19 protein-coding genes are annotated in these 20,907 nt (G+C 30.0%); 2 read left to right on the top strand and 17 right to left on the bottom strand.

The features are described from left to right. Positions 1-370: 370 nt before the first annotated feature. From HMPREF2578_RS01260 to HMPREF2578_RS01235, 6 genes are all read right to left on the bottom strand, one after another. Positions 371-1,435, bottom strand: coding sequence for an Mrp/NBP35 family ATP-binding protein (locus HMPREF2578_RS01260; protein WP_048762029.1), 1,065 nt, complete (start codon positions 1,433-1,435; stop codon positions 371-373). Between the two features lie 91 nt (positions 1,436-1,526). Beyond that, on the bottom strand, positions 1,527-1,994 hold the full coding sequence (locus HMPREF2578_RS01255) for a SepA family multidrug efflux transporter (RefSeq protein WP_017175365.1): 468 nt from the start codon (positions 1,992-1,994) through the stop codon (positions 1,527-1,529). Positions 1,995-2,068: 74 nt separating this feature from the next. Continuing rightward, positions 2,069-3,409, bottom strand: coding sequence for a multidrug efflux MFS transporter SdrM (gene sdrM / locus HMPREF2578_RS01250; protein ID WP_048762031.1), 1,341 nt, complete (start codon positions 3,407-3,409; stop codon positions 2,069-2,071). Between the two features lie 187 nt (positions 3,410-3,596). Next, complete coding sequence (locus HMPREF2578_RS01245) at positions 3,597-4,280, bottom strand: PAQR family membrane homeostasis protein TrhA (protein WP_019835206.1); 684 nt, start codon at positions 4,278-4,280, stop codon at positions 3,597-3,599. Between the two features lie 16 nt (positions 4,281-4,296). After that, the gene (locus HMPREF2578_RS01240) at positions 4,297-5,484 is read right to left on the bottom strand and encodes a UTP--glucose-1-phosphate uridylyltransferase (RefSeq protein WP_019835205.1); all 1,188 of its coding nucleotides are present in this window, start codon (positions 5,482-5,484) and stop codon (positions 4,297-4,299) included. Between the two features lie 105 nt (positions 5,485-5,589). Next, positions 5,590-6,108, bottom strand: a complete 519-nt coding sequence (locus HMPREF2578_RS01235) for a metal-dependent hydrolase (protein WP_017175369.1) — start codon at positions 6,106-6,108, stop codon at positions 5,590-5,592. Between the two features lie 176 nt (positions 6,109-6,284). On the opposite strand from HMPREF2578_RS01235, the gene HMPREF2578_RS01230 reads away from it, so the two are divergent. Then, positions 6,285-6,599: a heme oxygenase gene (locus tag HMPREF2578_RS01230; protein WP_048680627.1), complete on the top strand. Its 315-nt coding sequence runs from the start codon at positions 6,285-6,287 to the stop codon at positions 6,597-6,599. Between the two features lie 57 nt (positions 6,600-6,656). Here the strand turns inward: HMPREF2578_RS01230 and HMPREF2578_RS01225 are convergent, their stop codons facing one another. The 6 genes from HMPREF2578_RS01225 to HMPREF2578_RS01200 form a co-directional block, all read right to left on the bottom strand. After that, positions 6,657-7,973: a YjiH family protein gene (locus tag HMPREF2578_RS01225; protein ID WP_019835202.1), complete on the bottom strand. Its 1,317-nt coding sequence runs from the start codon at positions 7,971-7,973 to the stop codon at positions 6,657-6,659. Positions 7,974-8,259: 286 nt separating this feature from the next. Continuing rightward, a complete protein-coding gene (locus HMPREF2578_RS01220) occupies positions 8,260-9,225 on the bottom strand; it encodes a FecCD family ABC transporter permease (RefSeq protein WP_017175371.1) in 966 nt (321 codons plus the stop codon). Next, positions 9,222-10,253, bottom strand: coding sequence for a FecCD family ABC transporter permease (locus HMPREF2578_RS01215; RefSeq protein WP_017175372.1), 1,032 nt, complete (start codon positions 10,251-10,253; stop codon positions 9,222-9,224). Before HMPREF2578_RS01215 ends, HMPREF2578_RS01220 begins: the two co-directional genes overlap by 4 nt. A 12-nt stretch (positions 10,254-10,265) precedes the next feature. Further along, positions 10,266-11,264, bottom strand: a complete 999-nt coding sequence (locus tag HMPREF2578_RS01210; RefSeq protein ID WP_017175373.1) for an ABC transporter substrate-binding protein — start codon at positions 11,262-11,264, stop codon at positions 10,266-10,268. Positions 11,265-11,461: 197 nt separating this feature from the next. Next, positions 11,462-12,523 (bottom strand): alanine racemase, encoded by a 1,062-nt coding sequence (locus HMPREF2578_RS01205; RefSeq protein ID WP_070508215.1) that lies wholly within the window; start codon positions 12,521-12,523, stop codon positions 11,462-11,464. Then, positions 12,524-14,281: an IucA/IucC family protein gene (locus tag HMPREF2578_RS01200; RefSeq protein ID WP_070508214.1), complete on the bottom strand. Its 1,758-nt coding sequence runs from the start codon at positions 14,279-14,281 to the stop codon at positions 12,524-12,526. It abuts the gene before it with no gap. Positions 14,282-14,494: 213 nt separating this feature from the next. On the opposite strand from HMPREF2578_RS01200, the gene HMPREF2578_RS01195 reads away from it, so the two are divergent. Then, positions 14,495-16,438: an IucA/IucC family protein gene (locus HMPREF2578_RS01195; protein ID WP_019835197.1), complete on the top strand. Its 1,944-nt coding sequence runs from the start codon at positions 14,495-14,497 to the stop codon at positions 16,436-16,438. A gap of 110 nt (positions 16,439-16,548) precedes the next feature. On the opposite strand, the gene HMPREF2578_RS01190 is transcribed toward HMPREF2578_RS01195, so the two are convergent. From HMPREF2578_RS01190 to HMPREF2578_RS01170, 5 genes are all read right to left on the bottom strand, one after another. Continuing rightward, a complete protein-coding gene (locus tag HMPREF2578_RS01190) occupies positions 16,549-17,097 on the bottom strand; it encodes an Asp23/Gls24 family envelope stress response protein (protein WP_002448598.1) in 549 nt (182 codons plus the stop codon). Between the two features lie 78 nt (positions 17,098-17,175). Next, positions 17,176-17,412, bottom strand: a complete 237-nt coding sequence (locus HMPREF2578_RS01185; protein ID WP_002448488.1) for a DUF2273 domain-containing protein — start codon at positions 17,410-17,412, stop codon at positions 17,176-17,178. 12 nt (positions 17,413-17,424) lie between these two features. Further along, entirely contained in the window at positions 17,425-17,961 is a 537-nt protein-coding gene (amaP, locus tag HMPREF2578_RS01180) for an alkaline shock response membrane anchor protein AmaP (protein WP_002448415.1), read from the bottom strand. Between the two features lie 181 nt (positions 17,962-18,142). Continuing rightward, the gene (locus HMPREF2578_RS01175) at positions 18,143-19,705 is read right to left on the bottom strand and encodes a BCCT family transporter (RefSeq protein WP_070508213.1); all 1,563 of its coding nucleotides are present in this window, start codon (positions 19,703-19,705) and stop codon (positions 18,143-18,145) included. 163 nt (positions 19,706-19,868) lie between these two features. Beyond that, positions 19,869-20,882, bottom strand: coding sequence for a zinc-binding alcohol dehydrogenase family protein (locus tag HMPREF2578_RS01170; protein ID WP_017175378.1), 1,014 nt, complete (start codon positions 20,880-20,882; stop codon positions 19,869-19,871). Between the last annotated feature and the right edge of the window lie 25 nt (positions 20,883-20,907).

The raw sequence follows: 20,907 nt of genomic DNA, 5'->3' as shown, positions 1-20,907 counted from the left end.
TTGTCATTCAGTTTTCAATGTTCATTTAAAATATAATCTATTAAATTATATCAACTTCAATTTCGAAAGTCAATAACTAATTTCGATTACTTTTAATATTTTATATCGTTTTTCAAGATTTTGCAATGGTAAATTTTACACCGAATTTACATTTTTTAAAATGTATTAACACTTCTTGAAAACGACTTTTATATCTTATCAAACAATTCATTTAGTGTCAACAAATTATTTTAATAATTTTATTTTTGTTTTAAGCAATTCTTCTAACTTGCTCACAAAAAGATATTCTATCAGAATTTTTATATTTTGCAATAGAAAAAGCGCTCGAAATGATATTTTTTTCGAGCACTTTTACACTAATGTTTATTTATTATTTTATTGTTGCAGCAATCACTTTTTGTGCAATTGTTTTATAGATTTTTCCTAATCGATCTTCCTCTTGATAAATAGATGGTGAAAAGTCATTAGGATTCCAAGAAGGTTGTTCAAGAGGTAGTTCTCCTAGCAATTGGGTATTGAGCTCGTCCGCAAGTTTACGTCCGCCACCTTTACCAAATACATACTCTTTTTTTCCAGTTTCTTTACTTTCAAAATAACTCATATTTTCAATAACACCTAAAATAGAATGCTCTGTATGCTTAGCCATAGCTCCAGCTCTTGCTGCTACAAATGCTGCTGTTGGATGTGGTGTGGTTACTATTATTTCTTTACTACTTGGTAACATTGAATGAACGTCAAGGGCTACATCACCTGTTCCAGGAGGTAAATCAAGTAATAAGTAATCTAATTCTCCCCATTTAACTTCAACAAAGAAATTCGTCAACATTTTTCCTAACATAGGACCACGCCAAATAACTGGTGCATTTTCTTCAACGAAAAATGCCATTGAAATCACTTTAACACCATGACGTTCTACAGGAATAATCTCTTTTCCTTGAACACCAGGCTTTTCATCTATCCCCATCATATCTGGAACACTAAAACCATAAATGTCAGCATCTATGAGACCTACTCTTTTACCCTCTCTCGCTAATGCTACTGCTAAGTTTACGGCTATAGTTGATTTCCCTACTCCCCCTTTACCAGAAGCAATTGCAATAAACTCCACTGGATTATTCTGTGATAATAATCCCTCAATTGTCTTAGGTTTCTCTTTTTCTTTTCCTGTATATTTTTCCACAACTTCAGCAGGTAGTTCCTCAAAACGAATGCCCACTGTATTTGCTCCGTTTTCTTTTAAAGCTTTAACCACTGACATTTGCAAATCAAGCTGTGGTTGTCCTCCTAATTGAGCCATAGCAACTTTAACACTTACATGTTGAATTTCTTCTTTTATTTTTACTTCTACAATTCCCTTTGTTTCTTTTAAAGGCACATTAATAATTGGGTCTTTTAAGTCTCCCACTATTTTTTTTACTTGTTCTACCGTTAACAACTCATTATCCCCCTTAAGTTTCTTTATATTTACATTTTAACAAATTTACTTATAAACTGTGCTGAATTTATCAAGAATTTATAGCTTATGTTTACTTCTTATCATTCAAGTCTTCGCTATCTGGATAAAAAATCATTTTACATAAATATAGTATTCCAATAATTAATGCAATAACCCAAAATTCAATTTTAATATATACGTAATGAATATGAATAACAAAATAGAATAGAATAGTCGTAATCACATATGAAATTAAATGAAATAGTGTTCCATTAAAATATGGATTATTAGGTAATTGCTTTCTAAAGTAATCCATTAAATGCTCAATAGCAAATAGCAAAAAGTATCCAAATACTATATAGCTACCGTAATATACTAAATTGCTGAATAAATCCTTATTGTATGTAAAGAATCCTAATTTTAAAAAAATAAGAATTCGACTTAATCCAAATAACCCAAATCCTAAAAATATTAAAAATATACAACCTGATAGAATAAAAATAAGAAGAATAAGAAGAGTCGGAAAGATACCATTAAATTTTTGATTAGAAAATTTCATTTCTCTCTTTCCTCCTCTTTTCATCCATACTTTATAATGCCACTTTATCATTTATATATAGTAACTTAAAATTATTATTTTATACCTTCTTTATTCTCTTCAAATAAAAATACCCACATTAAAATTAATATAAGCGCAACAATTGTGCTTACAGTTAATATATTATAGAAGTTACCTCCTAATAAACCAAATTGAAGTGCATATAATGACCCCATCAATGTAGATCCTATAGATGATCCTAAATTTTTAGTTAATGCATAGAATGACATCATTTTTTTCATATATTTAGGACTTGTTTCTTCTTGAACAATCACACTGTCTTTAGTATAAACAAAGCCAAAACTCAATCCTGCAAGAATCACAGCTCCCGCAATAATAAGAGGAATATGAAGTCCAAATACTAAAATCATATTACTTAAAATTAATGATATGAAAGCTCCTATATATAGTTTTTTTCTTGAAAATTTTGATTCTACTTTAGCTAAGTTGAAGTTTAAAGCTAACCATGCAACAGAAAGTGGAAATATCACTAATCCACTTTGTAGTGGAGATAATTTTAAATAATCTTGTAAATAAACAGGTATATATAAGTTATACCCCATTAGACATATTGCTATAAGTAAATCAGTTATAAATACCAGTGAAATTGATTTATTAAATTCACTTATTGGTAAAAAAGGCATATCTGTTTTATTTTCATATTTGAATAAAACGAATAATATAACTATTGCTAGTATTAATGCAATAATATTAAAAGTAACACCTGTTTTATTTAATAAACTAAACATAAGAAGTCCAATAAAAATATAAAACAAAGATAATCCTTTTACATCAAAGTGTATATGTTGTACTTCCGCTTCTTCTGGAAAATGAAAAGTAAGAAAAGCTAAAACAATAGCTATCAATGCAATTGGTATGTTGATATAAAATAACCAATGCCATGTTGCAACTTCTAATATTCCACCACCTAATAATGGTCCAAGAATACTTGAAATTCCCCAGACACTTCCAACGATGCCCATTATTTTGTAACGAAGCGGAATTTCAAATGCTAGTTTTGGTACAATTTGAGTCAAAGACATCATAACTCCTGCGCCAAGTCCCTGGATGGCTCTTGAAATAATTAACATTATAAACGTCTCACTCATGCCTGACATAAAACTTCCAATACCAAATAATAGTATGCCGACTACAGCTATATATAGAATCTTAAATCTTGTGAGAAGTTCACCCACAATAGGATTTGCTACTACAAGTGCTATAAAATAAACGGTAAAGACTAATGGCACTGCTGTACCAGCATTCAAATCTTTACGAATGGTAGGCAATGCTAGTGAAATAATTGAACTTTCAATTGCTGCCATAAACATTGTTAAAACCAAAGTCACTACAATACCTATTGATTTTAATTTCATCTTTGCCCTCCTATATATTTAAAAAGTTCATAATATAGAATATCCTTAATTATATTCATAAACAATTTTAATGTATTATTAAAAAAAGAAAAAACAGGATAGAATTCTTTTTGAATTCATAGTCCTGTTTCTAAATAAGCACTTAATAAACTAAGTTATTCTCAATGATATAACCTTTCAACTAGGTCTACATAAAATATACGATTCCTATAAAATGAAAGAGTGATGCAATAACGATAAAAATATGCCATATCATATGAAAATATGGACGGTTTTTTTGTGCATAAAACCATGCTCCAATAGTATAAGAAAGACCACCTAATACGATAAATAAAATAAATAACCAAGATGTTCTAATAATAATCACAGGTAAAAATATAATACCAACCCATCCCATAACTAAGTAAACAATTAAGCTTAATTTGGAATTTACATGAGTTGAAATTGACTTATATAGAATACCCCATATTGTTGTTCCCCATAATAACAAAAAGACCAGCCATCCTAACCAACCTCCAACAACTGTTAGTAAGACTGGTGTATACGTTCCAGAAATTGCTACATATATCATACTGTGGTCAATAATTCTTAATATATATTTATGCGATGTATTATTTTTCATTGAATGATATACAGTAGAGGAAATAAACATCATGAAAATACTAATAACAAAGATAGAGACACTAATAGAACTTAGTGTTCCATACTCATTATAACTATGTACTGCTGCATAAGGCAGTAAAAATAAAGTCATTAGTGCAGCAACACCATGTGAGGTTGCATTACCAATTTCCTCGCCAAAAGATAGTGGAATGATGTCTTTAAATGATTCAATTACATTATCTTTTGTATGCTGAGATGATTTAGACATCGTATTCCACCATCCTTTAAATTACATTCATTCGTTTTAAATCATCAGTTGCAGTTTCTACACTGTCTTTTCCCTCTTTATTTTTCAAGGGTGAAAATTCTTCTTTTCTTGGAACTTGTAATGTAATAAAACTATTCGCATATCGGAAAATATCAAAATAAAATAGTTCAAATTTTAAAGATGTTTTTTCAATCAAACCAAAGTCATCATCCAGTTGTTTCAATTTTTTAATGGCTAAATGATATGGTAAATCATTATTTACCGCTTGATTTATAAATGATAACTTAAATGCGTGAATGCCAATATTTGCATTATCAAATGTATTCGCTACATTTTCATCAAGTTCTGAATATTCAAGTACAGTATCTTTATTATCTTTACTAACTAATCGTCCAACACTTTCACCCTTTTTAGGTTGAATAGATTTAGATGTGATATCTTTATCATTTACTACTGTAAATCCTACAAATACTGGATCAAGAACTTTTACTAACACATTGTCAATATTATTTAAGAAAATGAACTTTACGCCATCTTTCTCCATTTTATCTAAATAACCTTTATGCTCTAGCGATTTAAATATCCCACCATTACCATTAGGTGTTTCCATAATATAGCCTTTTTCATTAAAAATCAGTCTACCATTTTCACTTAGAGCCACAATGTTGTCTTGTTTAAAAAAGTGAATACGTTCTGGGTTATAACCAAAATAATCATGGTTTTCAAAGTAACGTAATGTTTCCTCATGATTAATATCACTAGTCATAATATACCAATTAATACAATGTCCTGTTTCATTTTTTAGATGCAATAGTTGTCTTGCTTGAAGTTCAAATAAGCTTACACCTTCAATTTCAAAAGAACCTTTAGGTCCCTTATAACCTAAACGTGTGCCTTGACCACCAGCCATAAGAACAACAGCAAATTCTCCATTTCTTATTGCTTCTATTCCTTTATGTTCATAATATTCACGATCTTGTTCAGTGAATGCTTCCTTAATTTTATAATCAACTTCAGAAACTGCAGTAACATCTGTAATTGTTTTACGATTAACATATAAACTTTGATAAAGTTCTTGAATAAATTCTAAATCTAATGAGTTCACTTTTTCATCTAATTGCTCTTTTTCATTACTACTCATCATTTTCTCATATTCAATTAAATGTTCTTGATTGTATTTTTCTAATTTACTTTGATCTAGCATTTATAACTCTCCTTATAGATAGTTCGTGTCATTCAAATATATTTATCATATTAATTATAAATTTGATATTAAGACAAGAAAGATAATCCATCATATTCATTGATATCATCCGGACAATGAATGGCTCACATATTTCAAAATTTCATTTATAAACTCTTGAAATATTATGTATATTGCTCCAATACTAAAAGCTGTTGATAAGGATGCATCTAAAAAACCACCAGTTTTGAAAGTAAAAGGAAACTTAATCGCTAAAGGTATTGGATAAAGTAACTTTACCCCTCTAGGTGTCAACATATCTAGTATAACATGAGAAGCCATTGCACCGATAATAGTAACTAAATAATAAGTCGGAGTTTGAATTAAAATAAGTAAAAAACCTATCATACCTAAGAATAACAATGAATGCGTAAATGTTCGATGCCCAAAGATAGTACTAACGAGCAAACTAAGAATTTTAAATTGTCTTCCAATCTTACTTCTTGTATGACAAATATCTGGAAGTAAACTTCCTGCTATTGCTAAACAAATTACTGTTACAGTAGAAAATAGATCTGTATGATAATGGTCAACTGTTATTGCTCCTACAAGCAAACCAGCAGCTACATGCGTTTTTCCTGTCATTTATCTTCTCCTTTATTAAAAATATATTAACATAAATAGTCTTAAAATACGAACATATTTTCGGTATATAGATACCTTTCTTTAAATGTTTATTTTTCTTATTTATTACATATGTTTTATTTGATATATCTTTGAATTTGTATATTATTAAAATAAATACCCAAGGAGGTCTGACTATGTTTGTTGTTACAAATCGAATTACTGTAAAAAAAGGATTTGCTGAAAAAATGGCACCACGTTTCACTAAAGGTGGTAAGATTGAACAATTAGACGGTTTCAGAAAAATTGAAGTTTGGCAAATTGATAATACTAATGATACTGAAGATATGTATGTTAATACATGGTGGGACAATGAAGAAAACTTCAAAGCTTGGACCCAAAGTGATGCGTTTAAAGAAGCACATAAAAATACTGGAAAATCTTCAACAGAAGATTCACCAGTAGTAACAAGTGAAATTGTAAAAGCAAACGTACTATCAACTTTAGAATAGAAAAAGAAGCAGGAAGGAATTGGAATTGCATTCATCAATCCTTACCCTGCTTCTTTTTTATAGTAATAAATGTGCCATTAAAGCAATAATTGGTAATGTGATTGCAGTTCTAATTAAAAATATCATAAATAACTTTCCGAGACTGACTGGAATTTTAGAACCTAAAATCACACCGCCCACTTCAGATAGATAAATTAATTGAGATATACTTAAAGCACCAATCACAAATCGTGTCAATTCACTGTGTACCGTCGCTATTAAGATAGAAGGTAAAAACATATCTGCAAAACCAATAAGTAAAGTTTCAGATGCTTTTGCAGCTTCAGGAATTTGAAGTAATTGTAATATAGGAATAAATGGCTTTCCTATGATTTCAAATACTGGCGTATAATTTGCTATTATCGTAGCAATAGTCCCTATACTCATAACTACTGGTAAAATAACAAACCACATATCAATCACCGTTTTAATTCCCGTTTTAAAAAATTCTTTAACTCCTGGCGCTTTTAGCCCTACAATTGTAGCTTCATCAAAACCGTGAGCTAATGCAGTTTTTCCTTCTGGAAGTTTTTCAAGTCGTGTACTTTCAGATACTTCTTTCGTAAAATCATCTGGAATTTGATTTAGTGGCCATATTCTTGGCATGATCATCGCTGCAACTAAGCAAGAAACAATTACTGTTAAATAAAATACAAAAAACTTTTGTTGTAATCCAATAGTTTGAGCAATAACAATAGCAAATGTGATCGATACAACACTAAAAGTTGTAGAAATTACTATTGATTCTCTTTTTGAATAAATACCTTTTTCATATTGACGACTTGTAATAAGCACGCCTACTGTTCCATCTCCTATAAATGAGGCTAAATTATCAACTGCTGATCGTCCTGGTAAAGTAAATAATGGTCTCATGATTGGTCTAAACAATGGTCCTAAAAATTCTAATAAACCGTATTCCATTAATAAAGGTAAAAATAAGGCAGCAAAAAGAAATACTGCTACTAATGTAGGTAATAAGTCATTAAATACTAATCCACCCGTATCTTCTGAATATATCACTTTACTTCCAATTTTAAAATAAGTCATCCAGGCAAATACAACTGCAAGTACTCTTAGTATCATCCACACTGGGCCAACTTGAAATGCATTCGCGATAAGACCACCTGGTTTTACTTTATCCTTTAAAATTGTTGAAAATAAAATAGTCAAAATAGTCGATAACGTAATGATTGTCATAATGAGAATTGACATTGCAGGTCCTAATAAATCTTTTAACCAATTTGCCAAAAATGCCACTGGTAATGTTGTTTGTTTCTCCCCATCTTGTACAATTGGAATGGGTATTAAAAATAAAATAATACCAATGATTGACATCGATATAAATTTTATTCTTCCTTTTATTTTCTCCTGTTTGTTATAATTCTCCAATATTCACCCTTCTTTCTATTTGTATAGGTAATTGTATTTATTCATTTGTTTTGTATTTTCATCGAAATTAACGCCTATTAATTATATAAATATAACTTTATATGTATTTTTATAAACAATATGTACTTTACTATATCTTATTTTCAAATAACTTGCAATATACAAAAGTTTAAAATTTCACAAAAAATGTGAGATAGCATTCACTGTGAATACGATCTCACTCTTTTAACATTTAAATTCTTCTAAGTAACAATAAAAAGTATGGAACACCAACAATGGCAATAACTACGCCTACTGGTATATCAAGTGGCGGATGAATACCTCTTGCTAATCCATCACTAAATAAAATGAGGATTGCTCCAATTAAACCAGACATCATTACGACGTGAACATGACGATATCCGACGATTTTTCGAGCTATGTGTGGCGCAATCAATCCAAGAAAACTGATTCCTCCAACTATTGAAATAGATGATCCTGCTAACATCACTGATAAAATCAACAGTATCATTTTAATACGTTTTATTCGTGTACCTAATGCTATCGCTATTGAATCTCCTAGGTTTAAGATATCGAGTTGATGACTTAAAGCAATGACGATTGGAATCGTAATAATAAACCAAGGTAAAATTGAATATACATTTTCTATCGTATGACCATAAAGACTACCTGTTAACCATATAAGCGCATTATTTGCATCCATGGGATTTCGTATTAGTAAAAATTGTACAATTGCTGTACATATAGCACCAATTGCTAAGCCAATTAATGCCAAGGTAGATCCTTTAATATTAAATTGAGATATTAAAAAAGATAAAATTAAACTGATTATTAATGCACCAACAAATGAACCCATAGGTAAAATGATTAAAGGAGCATTGGGAAAAACCATAATAATTATAATCGCTGCTAAACTTGCACCTTTAGTCATTCCAATAACATCTGGAGAAGCGAGAGGATTTTTTACTACCCCTTGTATGATTGTTCCTGAAATAGCTAAACTACTTCCTACTATTAATCCTAAAAGTGTTCTAGGTATACGATATTCATTTAGAATAAAATCATCTTGTATCAATAAACTATTTATTACTTTAACGGGATTATACATTGTTGCGCCGACGCATAAGCTAATAAATATACTTATGATTAATATCGTAACGACAAGTGCATAACGAATAGCTAATGAGTGGTGTGTCATATTCGTTTCACTCTCCTTAAAGTAATAAATAAGAAATAAAATGCTCCTATAAATGAAGTAACAATTCCAACTGGTGATTCATAGGGATATGTAATTAAACGACTCAATGTATCAGATAATAACAATAAATTTGCGCCAACTATAAATGTTAACGGAATTAAAATGAAGTAATTATGCGGTGCATAACGTTTTACTATATGTGGCACGATTAATCCTATAAATCCAATAGGTCCTACAATAGAGACAGATGTCCCAGCAAATATAATAACAAGTAATCCGATAATGATTCTTATCACTTCAGTTTTTTGACCTAAACTTTTGGCTAGTGTATCACCTAATTCCATTATTGTAAGTTGTCTTGCAAATGCAATTAGTATGATAAGTCCCATAAGAATCCAAGGACAAATTATCATTACATCTTTCCATTTCATTCCATTTAAAGAGCCAACTAACCAAAACATAACAGTAGAATTAGAATCTTCATTAAGTAAAATAATACCTTGTGTAAGACTACTAAAAAACAAATGTACTGCCATTCCTGCTAAAGCTAATTTCACTGGTGTTATTTTTTTCGTAGAACCAGATAATAAATACACAGTTAACCCACCAATAAATGCCCCAATAAACGCTAAATAGGTTGCATAGTTTCCCATCGTAGGCATTAATACTGTCACTAATACGATAATAAATGAAGCACCCGCATTTACCCCAAATATTTGCGGAGATGCTAATGGATTTCTAGTTATAGATTGCATGAGTAAACCAGCCAGAGCTAAGGCACCTCCCACAAGTATGGCAACAATCATCCTTGGCATTCTAACACTTTGAATGATAAACGTCTGCTTGTTTTCAATTGAAGTAAAAAAGTAATGATACATATCTTTAGTTTGAATATTTAAAGTTCCAGTGGCTAAATTAAGATAAACAAAAATAACAAGAAGGCAAACACTCACTGAAAAGGTGAGTGTCATACGCTTCTTGATTGATCTTTTATTAGCAGAAAGACGATTACTTTTTTGTATAGTCATTGTCAATCCATCCTATTTATTTCTATCTTTTTTTGAGATTTCTACGATTTCTTTAGCCATTTCTTCTGAAGAGATTAAACCACGTGCGCGGGCCCATGTATCACGATCAACCACATCTATTTTATGATTTTTAACTGCATCAAGTTTGTTCCAAATAGGATCTTTTTTCAATTCTTGATAAGAAGGTTCATTAGAACTTGCACCATTTGTCATAATAAACATGCGTTCTGGATTGATTTCAGATAATGTTTCTGAATTGAGTTGTAAATAAGGTCCTTGTAAATATTTACTTAATCCTTTCGTCACATCTTTATTTAATGCTTCTTTAAAACCTAATTCACCTAATAACTGTCCCACATAAGATTCACTTGGATGCGCTAGTAACCCAGACTTAGAAGCTACAGCTGGAAGTACTTTTTCATTTTTATCAAATTGAATCTCTTGTTTATATTGAGCTATTTTTTTCTTATGTTCGTCTAAACGTTTTTTACCCTGTTTCTCTTTATTAAGAGATTTAGCTATAACTTTAAACGCTCCGATATTTTCATTATAGTCGCCGTCGAAGCTTTTTAATTCTATTGTTGGAGCAATTTTACTTAATTCCTTATAAATTCCTTTATGTCGATTACTGTCAGCAATAATTAAATCAGGTTTTAATTTACTTATTTCTTCTAAATTTGGTTGTTTACGCGTACCAACAGATGTATAATTTCCAATTTTATCTCTTAACGGTTTAATTATTCTATTCTTTTTATTATCGTCTGCTATTCCTACAGGCTTAACATCCAAAGCTACTAATGCATCAACAAATGAAAATTCTAAAGCTACTACTCTCTTAGCATCTTTAGGTACTTTAGTTGTTCCTAAATCATGTTTAATCTCAATAATATCTTTAGATGACGAAATTTGATTAGATGAATTTGAACCATTGTTACTTACCTTTCCACATGCAGTTGTTAATACTAAAATCAGTAATATTGAAATAATTCCAAAAATTGTTGTTCTTTTCATGATGACACTCCTTAATATGTATTGAGGTATATCTTCATTTTATTGATAACGATTATCATTGTCAATAAAATATAAAAATAAAGATTGGCACAGAATTTATTTTGAATTCGTTGGCCCATCACGAAAACGTTGACTGCCAACGCCAACGCATAAAGAAATCTGAGACACTATTGATGTCTCAGATTCTATATAATGCGTTATTTGTTGTTGATATATTTTGATTGATTCAAATTGTTAATACGTTGAGAAATAGTATGTTCTTCACTATAATATTTTTCCATTCTCTGATGATACATTAGTTGTGATAGCGCTTCGTATTCTAATGAAAATGGTATGCAATCTCCTACTTTATAGTTAATTTCTTCTTTTAAATCTATCATTAAATGATCACTTGAAGCACCCATAATTTCTATTCGATGATTGAGTGGTTTTATTTTTTCAATCACAGTATCAATATATCCCACATTTACAATAGCTTGTAAGTAACTTTCTTTTGTCTTCGTATACCTAGGTTTAATTTCAATAATTTCCGCTTCAAGTAATATTGCATTTTGAAATAACTCGGGTATATTTTGATTAGTAGTTGTATCCACACCACGAAATAATGTTTCTCCTATTCTCAACTCATTAATACATCCTAAATCATATTGTTTTAATAATGGAAGCATACTTGAGTTACCTCCAGAAATAACTTCAAATGATACTCCTGTTTCGTATTGTACATGATGAACAAATTGATTTATTTCGTCGATATCATTTAATGTTGGAGCTTTAGACTTAAAACACATGAAATTAAATGCAAGACCTAAAAGTTTTATATTATTCATTAGTTTTATTTCATGAATATATTCAACTATATCATAAGGTAATACACCTTCACGTTGATCTTTCCAATCGACCATCAATATAACTTGATGTTGATTACTCATTTCATTTGCAATATGATTTAACTGATGTATTGTTGCCATTTCTGTTTGAATACTTACGTAACTCTTTTTAATCAAATCTTCATACTGATGCTTTAAAGGAGATCTCAAAAGTAAAAATTGACAATCTTTTGTAAATTGCTGAGGAATATTTTCTAGTCGAGATTCTGCAAAGTAGTTAAATCCTACTTTCATTAATCGTTTAATGATATGTTCATCTCCAGCAATACTTTTTATCACAGGTATCATGGCTATATTTTTGCTGTCAAACAACATTTTTAATACATGTGCATTATATTCAATCTTTGATAAATTGATTACAATACGAGACACTTAATTCACCTCTCTTTTTATTGGATTATCTAAACTAATATTCAGATATTTTTTCACTTTCTTTTTCATTCTCATTTTCAACAATGCTTTTACTGTAATTGTAGGTCCAAATAAAACTTTTCTTAATGTATCTGCATGAGGCTTAGTATCATTAATTGCTACTTCTATTTCTTCTTGAATTATATTAAAAAGTTCTTCTTCTTTTATAAATTCATACTTTTTAAAATGAAAAATTAATTCTGCTAGTTGATTTTGAACGACTGCGTGTTGAAATTTCATAATGACTTCTTCAATTGAGTCTGCAAGTAAACTTTTATTTTCCACTTCTATATGCTTTAATCTTTGACTTAGGGTTTTAATATCTATTCGAGAGCCACCGAGATCTCGCACTATAAATTGTATTTGATACTTTGGTCCTAAATGCACTAGTGTATTTTGCATATGTGCTTCTAAAGCTATACCATAATCTTGTATTAAAGCTAATAAAGGTGTTACCAGTTGACGAGTATAATTTCGCATAAACTGATGAATGGTATGTTGATTGATGTCATCATTAATCCATTTAAGGTAACTATCTACGGTGATTTCATTATCTACTACATTTTTATTTACTAAAGCACCTGTAACTAATAAAATACCATCGTCCTTTGTAAAAGGCTTTTCACGAATAATACAAGCAAGTTGTCTAGCATCGTCACTATCTGTTTTAGCAAATAAACCATAGGGCTCAAGTGCAACATCTAATTGTGTATACTGATTTAATTCACGATGTAATGCTTGACTTAATTTGGGTCCATCAATTGTTGTTTCTGGAGATACTGTCCTAACTGCACTAGTAGCTTGAACATTGACTGGTAATTTCACATGATAAGGATGATTAATTAGCGACATTGTTCTAAAAGAAGATGTTGCTTTAGATGGAACATGAAATGGAGTAGATATCAAAATATGATTTTGTAGCCACTCCTTAAATTTATTACGAATAGTATGTTCATATTGCCATGGGTGAACTAAAATGACTTTATAGTCTTTAAGCAAACGTTCTCTATTATTCATGAATGTATGTAATACATCAAGATATTCAGGAATAACCTCATTTAAAATAAACTGAGAATGATCAAGAATGGTTGTAACATTTACATACTCATTATGTATTAACATCACTTTCAAATTAATAATCTTTTCAAATTCTGGCGAATAGGTTCTCACTTCTTCCATTGATAAAGGTAATTTTGTTTTAGTAAGTGGATGTGTAGGATGACCTTCAAATATTAAGCTTTCAGAATATAGTACGTCATCTATATCATTATTTTTTTTCAACTTTTCTAGCCAAGTAAAAAAATTTAATCGTTCTGAGTCATTTATATATTTATCATGTCTTTGAAGATACTCATGACGTGTATCAAATTCTTTATATACTTCAATAAAACTATCTCTGCTATGAATAAGTTCACTTCTTAAATGGAATGGGATATCAATATGAAAGTCTGTTACTAGTATGTCTAATAGGTTTTCTAGACTATCCACTGATTCTTTATGTTGATGATTCATATATATTATTGGCCCATCAAATTCATATCGAGATAATGCACTTTCGTATTTATAATGAACGTTTAGAAGCACTTGTTCAAACTCAATCGTTATATAATGATTTTCTTTAAAAATGGTAGTTGAATGAGTCCATATATTTTCCTTTATTAGAGCATTTACTACTCTATATTGCATATTTCGATCTGCATGCTTCCACTCGTTTAACATTTTTAAATCCTCCGCCTTATCATTCGTTTTCATAATTAAGTTTAACTAGTTTAATAATTATAAATTTAATTAAGGTTACTAGCAATGACATGAACTTAGAATTTATTAAAATATTGTGTCTTAAATTTAAACTATCTTTTAAAAAGGTTTAATTTTAGAGTTAGATATTATACAAACTATTTATAATTTTGTAGAATGTGGATGAGGTGTTATATGAATAAAAATACAACCATTAATAATCATAACTTACAACTTACTAATGAAGAATATGATGTTTATACATATTTAAATGAATTTTATCCTGATTTAATCGATCATTTTAAACAATATATTTTAATAGGTAGAGATAAAATTTCTCAACGTCTTATTACATCTTTATATCGTGAAAACTTAATACACGCTAAAGATAATAGTCAGATTATTAGACCTAACAAATTAACCGTATCTATGTTTTCTAAAGATAAAGACGTATTATGTATTCATTTTCCAAAATCAAATATCGATATTTACAGTCAAATAAAAGGGAGATATGCCTTCGACCGGATAGATGTGGAAGGCCCCTTTTATATCTTAAAACATCATAATCATGAATATGAAAGAATCCAACATCCAAATGATATTCTAGATTTAATTTTAGCTGAAGAGCCAAAACTTGATAACGCTGCTAGTGAACAATTTAGAGAAGATTTAAATAATAGTGCTGCTAATATGATTCTGGCACTAAGTTATCAAGCTAAACATATGCATTCAAACTACGAGCCTTTATGGGAATTAATTGCAAAAAGTGACGATAGTTATTTACGTTCGGAACAATCAGTTATAGAAGGTCATCCCCTTCATCCAGGCGCAAAGCTTCGTAAAGGGATGAGTGCTAAAGAGAATATTCATTATAGTTCAGAATACGGTCAAGAAATCCAGTTAAAATGTGTATTCATACATAATAGTATAGCAAATGTTCAATCCTTATCTTCAACCTATAATGATATGCTTCAACAATCTTTTCATAAATTATTTACTCACCTTTTAAATAAATATAATGATATAAGAATTGAAGATTATCATTTAATGGTTGTCCATCCTTGGCAATTCGAACATATTTTACTTAGTCAATATCAACAAGAACTAGATGAACAACTTATTATTCCTATTGATATGACCTTACCTTATTATGCTGGCTTATCATTCAGAACATTAATGCCAAAATATCCTAAACTATTCCCGCATATTAAACTTTCTACAAATGTTCATATTACTGGGGAAATACGTACGCTTTCTGAACAAACAACGCATAATGGACCTTTAGTTACTAAAATTGTGAATGATATTTTAAAAAACGACACTGATTTTCAACCTTATCGCATAGAAACCTTAGATGAAATTGCTGGCATTCATTTTTATAATTCTAAAGATCATTCAACAATCCAAACTGAACGTAGTGAACAACTGGGAACATTATTTAGAGAAAATATTTATACATTAATCGAAGAAGATACAATACCTGTCATACCGTCTAGTCTTGTTGCTTATTATCCAAACAATACTGAACCGCCGATTGAAAGCTTAATAAAACGATATCAACATACACATCAATTTAAGACATTTGAAAAAGCGGCTTATGCATGGATTCAAGATTATGCGACTCAATTATTAGGACTAGTTATTCCACTATATGTAAAATATGGAATCGCACTAGAGGCACATTTACAAAATTCTATTGCTACATTTAATCAAGATGGTTGTTTAAGTAAAATCTATATTCGAGATTTCGAAGGATTACGTATTGATGAAACTCAATTAAACCAAATGGGGTATAAAACATCACATTTCCATAAGAAATCTAGAATTCTTACTCAATCTACTACCTCTGTTTTTAATAAAGTATTCTATTCAACTGTTCAAAATCATCTAGCTGAATTAATATTAACAATTACTGAAAAAGTAGAAAATATAAATTTTGAAAAAATAATGTGGCATCATATCAGTCATATTATTCAAGATATATTAGCTAAGTTGACTGATGTTGATACAGAACGTATGCAAAAGATTACTCATACTTTATTTGCTGCAACAATTGATTATAAATGTGTAACCACTATGCGTTTAGAAGATGAAGCACATCATTACACTTATATTAAAGTTAATAACCCACTACATTAAAATTAAGAAGCGGAATAACATTCAATTTGAATGTTATTCCGTCTCTTGTTAAAAAATGATATTAACTATAAAAAGACCTTGGAACATTCCAAGGTCTTTTTTCAATAAGATTATTGTAAATCTGATCTTTCGAAATTATTGTTGTTGTTATTATTGTTATTGTTGTTGTTATTTTTTTGGTTTTTTTGTGCCCATTCTTTTTTAGTCATTACGTCGTCAACTTGCATGTTAACTTCAACAACATCTAAACCAGTAATGTATTTAACTTGTTCTTTAACTAAGTCAGTTACTTTACGGAAGATTTTTGGAGCTGATTCACCATATTCTAAGATGACTTTTAAGTCTACAGCCGCTTGTTTTTCACCAACTTCAACAGAAACACCTTGTGTTACGTTGTTACCGCTTGAGAATGCACTAGAAATACTGTCAGTGAATCCGCCTTTCATATCTAAGATACCTCTTACTTCACGAGCAGCGATACCAGCAATTTTTTCGATAACTTCATCAGAGAACGTTAATTTATTTTCAAAATGTTGTTGATTATTTTGACGTTCTTCTCTGTATTGTTGTGCTTGTTCTTGACGTTCTTCTCTTTCTTTTTCATTTACTCCAGTTTGGTTATTATACGCTTGTTTAGCTTTGTTATTATCTACAGCCATGTGAATTCTCCTTTTTAAATAAAATTTAATTTTTAATACTTAATTTTTTAATTTATATGAATTCTTAAATAATGAATGTTAACTCCATCGATTTAAGAAGTTCATGAAATCTTGCGTACGGTCTTTCATATACCCAACGCCAATTCCGATTAAACATAAAACAATAATTAAAATTGTTTTCCAGAACCCTAAAGTCAGGAATAAGATTGCAATAATTAAGAATGCAAAGAAACCTATAATTCGCCATTTATACGACTTTAGGAAGTCGATAATTTGTTGAGTAGAATCTTGACTATTTTGATTATTATCAGCCATGTTATCCCTCCCTTATAGTACGCGTTGTCCGGCAGATTTTTGATCTCTAACATTAATTTCTAATTTTCTAACAGGCATTTCAGTAAAATGCTCAACATTATGTTTAATGTCAGATCTAATGCTTTCAGTTAATGATTTTACTTGCACATCATTAGGTACTAAGAAATCAGCTTTAATATCAATGTAAGAATTGTTTTTCTTATTGTAAAGTTTAGTAACCACGTTTGGTTGTCTGATTTCATCGTATTTAGTTAATGTATCGTATGCAGACTTTTCGACTGCTTTACGTGATACATAAATATGTCCATCATTATAATCTTTATAAAGACCTGGTTTTCTATATGTTGGTTTAAAGATGCTAAATACCAATATAATACCAATTAATACGAGTAAAGCAGATAAACCAATTAATAGTGGTTGGAACCAATTGAATTGTAAGAAATAGTCTTGATAACGCTTAATACGACTATCATCTATGTACATAAACAATAAGAAACCAACAATCGCAACTATTAATAGGCCAAGGATAAAGTTTTTAAATCTATGCACCTCTAAACACACCTCCTTAGTCATTGTTGAAATTATTTAATTATAAAATTTAAGTACCCTTTAAAAATTTTTTAAAACGTTAACATTAAAATTTTTTATTTAATTTTTTTAAATTTATTAAAGTTTACCTTCTAGATTAAATATTCCCAAATTTAACACAATAAAAACCTGTTTTTCATAATTATTTTCGTTTTTTTATATTATTCGTTTTTTTGTATTTTAAATTATCTTTTTTCATTAAAACATCTTTCTTTGATACCCGCGGATGATCTGAACTCAACGTTTTAAATAAAGACCATATCATAAGAATAATAACTACGGAAAATGGGAGTGCTGCAATAATTAATAAGTTCTGAATTGCTTGTGTTCCTCCGGTGTAAATCATTATCATCGCAAATAAGGCCATAATAATACCCCAACTTACTTTAACGAAAGCGTTAGGATTAATATCTCCTTTACTACTTAACATTCCAAGTACATAAGTAGCCGAATCTGCAGAAGTTACAAAGAAAATCATAACAACGATTAAAGTAACAATACTTAATACAAATCCCAATGGAAAATGCTCTAAAGTGGCAAATGTTGCAGTTTCTGCTGCTTCTTTAGCAATATTAGCAATTCCACTATGCTGAAGATACACTGCTGCTCCTCCGAACACTGCAAAGAAAAAGAAAGATACAAGAGCTGGAGCAAATAACACTCCTAAAATAAATTCTTTAATTGTTCTACCACGTGATACACGTGCAATGAATATTCCTACAAATGGTGCCCAAGACACCCACCATGCCCAGTAAAATATAGTCCAATTTTGTACCCATTGAAATTTTGCGCCACCATCCATTGGAATACGCAAACTCATACTAAAGAAATTAAAAATATAATTTCCTAATCCGTTAGTAAATGTATTTAAAATATATAAAGTAGGTCCTACTAGAAATAATCCTATTAATACAATAAAAGCTAAAATCATATTAATATTACTTAAAGTTTTTATTCCCTTATCAATTCCGGACCATGCAGACCAACTAAATAAAATAGTTGCAATAATAATAATGATGACTTGTGTGCCGAAATGACTCGGTACTTTAAACAAGTAGTGAAGACCTTCATTAATTTGTAAAGCACCAAAACCTAAGGTAGCTGCTACACCTGTAACCGTTGCAATAACAGCTAAAACATCTATAGCACTTCCGATTGGTCCTCTCATTCTTTTTTCTCCAAAAATTGGAACAAGCGTTGCGCTTACTAAACCTGGATACCCTTTATGAAAATTAAAATAAGCAAAAACTAATGCAACAATGCTATACACTGCCCACGCATGAATTCCCCAATGGAAGAAAGCAAACTGGAACGCATCATTAATTGCTGCTTGTGTACCAATTTTATGTATAGGCGTTGCTTTATAGGCATGACTAACTGGCTCAGCTGTAGTCCAAAACACTAATCCTATTCCCATTCCTGCACTGAACAACATAGCAAACCAAGAAAGTAATGAAAATTCTGGCTCTTCTCCTTCCACACCTAACGTAATGGATGCATATCTTGAAAATAATAAGTATACGCAAATAAAAAATATAATTAAAACTAGTAAAAGATAATACCAAGAAAAATTAACTGCAATAAACGATGTAATATTTTGCGTGATTGCTTCTAATTGCTTAGGTAATATCGCTCCATACACTACAAATAATGTACAGATAGCTAATGCAATCCAAAATACAATGCTTATAGATTTTTTTCGCATTATATTATTCTCCTTTCTGATAGTTAGAAATTCTATACCCTATTCATGTTATATCTAACGATATATTGGAATTTTTATAATTAATCAAATTGATATATTATAAAATAATAAAAACGCCTCTTAATGTTTTATTTATAGACACTAAGAGGTGTTAAATCATTCTCTATTCTTCTACATTTATAACAAGTTTTCCTATCATGGAATTGGATTCTAATATTTGATGTGCTTCATATAAATGTTCTGCTGTTAAGCCATTGATGACTTTTGTCGTTGTATTTTGATACGTACCATTCTCAATTTTTTTAGCAATATCCTCTAAATAATAATGATGTTTAATCATGTCTTCTGTTTGAAAAATAGGTCTTGTAAACATAAATTCATGTGTAAAGGAAACACTTTTTGTTTTTAATAAATTTAAATCTTGTGATCCTTTAAAAGCTACAATCGTAGCAACATGTCCTCTTGGTTTCACTATATCTATCATTGTTTCATAATACATGTCTGTATCAAACGTGCAAAATACGAAATCTACCGCTTCAATGTGCTGTTGTTCTAATTGAGATTTTAAATCTTCTTTATGATTGAGTACGATATCTGCACCCATCTTTTTTGACCAATCGATTGTTTCTTGACGTGACGCAGTTGTAATGACTTTTAGACCATATGCCTTAGCAATTTGAGTCGTAATGCTTCCAACACCACCTGCGCCATTGATAATAAGTAATGTTTTCCCTTTATTTTGATTTGGATTCTCTGAAATTTTAAACACATCAAATAAAGTTTCTGACGCTGTAATACCAGTTAACGGAAGACTAGCAGCTTGTTCTGCCGAAAGATTTTTAGGTGCTTTTGCGACTAATCGTTCATCAATAAGTTGATATTCCTGATTTGAACCATGTTGATTAGGCGCACCAGAATAAAATACAATATCGCCTTCCTTAAACATTGTAACCTCTATTCCAGTTTTTTGAACCGTCCCTACTGCATCAAAACCTAAAATTCTCGGAGAATTTTTAACTTCAGTAAGGCGTTGTTTTGTATCAACCGGATTTACACTTATACTTTGTATTTTAACAAGCAACTCTCTAGAAGATGGCTGGGGCATATCTAATTCAAATGGTTCAAATACATTTCCTTCTTCTAATTTAAATGGTTGTTTAAATCCTATAGCTTTCATAAGTATATACCTACCTTTTACTGAA

Origin of the sequence: Staphylococcus sp. HMSC072H03, from assembly GCF_001809305.1 — a bacterium.
Lineage (GTDB): Bacteria > Bacillota > Bacilli > Staphylococcales > Staphylococcaceae > Staphylococcus > Staphylococcus hominis.
The sequence above is the reverse complement of the archived record's forward strand: the minus strand, read 5'-3'. Positions and strand labels throughout refer to the sequence as shown.

Bases quoted from the DNA above. Each gene is read 5' to 3' on its own strand.
- HMPREF2578_RS01255 (WP_017175365.1), bottom strand. From the start codon at position 1,994: ATGAAATTTTCTAATCAAAAATTTAATGGTATCTTTCCGACTCTTCTT.
- sdrM (WP_048762031.1), bottom strand. From the start codon at position 3,409: ATGAAATTAAAATCAATAGGTATTGTAGTGACTTTGGTTTTAACAATG.
- HMPREF2578_RS01245 (WP_019835206.1), bottom strand. From the start codon at position 4,280: ATGTCTAAATCATCTCAGCATACAAAAGATAATGTAATTGAATCATTT.
- HMPREF2578_RS01240 (WP_019835205.1), bottom strand. From the start codon at position 5,484: ATGCTAGATCAAAGTAAATTAGAAAAATACAATCAAGAACATTTAATT.
- HMPREF2578_RS01235 (WP_017175369.1), bottom strand. From the start codon at position 6,108: ATGACAGGAAAAACGCATGTAGCTGCTGGTTTGCTTGTAGGAGCAATA.
- HMPREF2578_RS01230 (WP_048680627.1), top strand. From the start codon at position 6,285: ATGTTTGTTGTTACAAATCGAATTACTGTAAAAAAAGGATTTGCTGAA.
- HMPREF2578_RS01225 (WP_019835202.1), bottom strand. From the start codon at position 7,973: ATGTCAATCATTGGTATTATTTTATTTTTAATACCCATTCCAATTGTA.
- HMPREF2578_RS01220 (WP_017175371.1), bottom strand. From the start codon at position 9,225: ATGACACACCACTCATTAGCTATTCGTTATGCACTTGTCGTTACGATA.
- HMPREF2578_RS01215 (WP_017175372.1), bottom strand. From the start codon at position 10,253: ATGACTATACAAAAAAGTAATCGTCTTTCTGCTAATAAAAGATCAATC.
- HMPREF2578_RS01210 (WP_017175373.1), bottom strand. From the start codon at position 11,264: ATGAAAAGAACAACAATTTTTGGAATTATTTCAATATTACTGATTTTA.
- HMPREF2578_RS01200 (WP_070508214.1), bottom strand. From the start codon at position 14,281: ATGTTAAACGAGTGGAAGCATGCAGATCGAAATATGCAATATAGAGTA.
- HMPREF2578_RS01195 (WP_019835197.1), top strand. From the start codon at position 14,495: ATGAATAAAAATACAACCATTAATAATCATAACTTACAACTTACTAAT.
- HMPREF2578_RS01190 (WP_002448598.1), bottom strand. From the start codon at position 17,097: ATGGCTGTAGATAATAACAAAGCTAAACAAGCGTATAATAACCAAACT.
- HMPREF2578_RS01185 (WP_002448488.1), bottom strand. From the start codon at position 17,412: ATGGCTGATAATAATCAAAATAGTCAAGATTCTACTCAACAAATTATC.
- HMPREF2578_RS01175 (WP_070508213.1), bottom strand. From the start codon at position 19,705: ATGCGAAAAAAATCTATAAGCATTGTATTTTGGATTGCATTAGCTATC.
- HMPREF2578_RS01170 (WP_017175378.1), bottom strand. From the start codon at position 20,882: ATGAAAGCTATAGGATTTAAACAACCATTTAAATTAGAAGAAGGAAAT.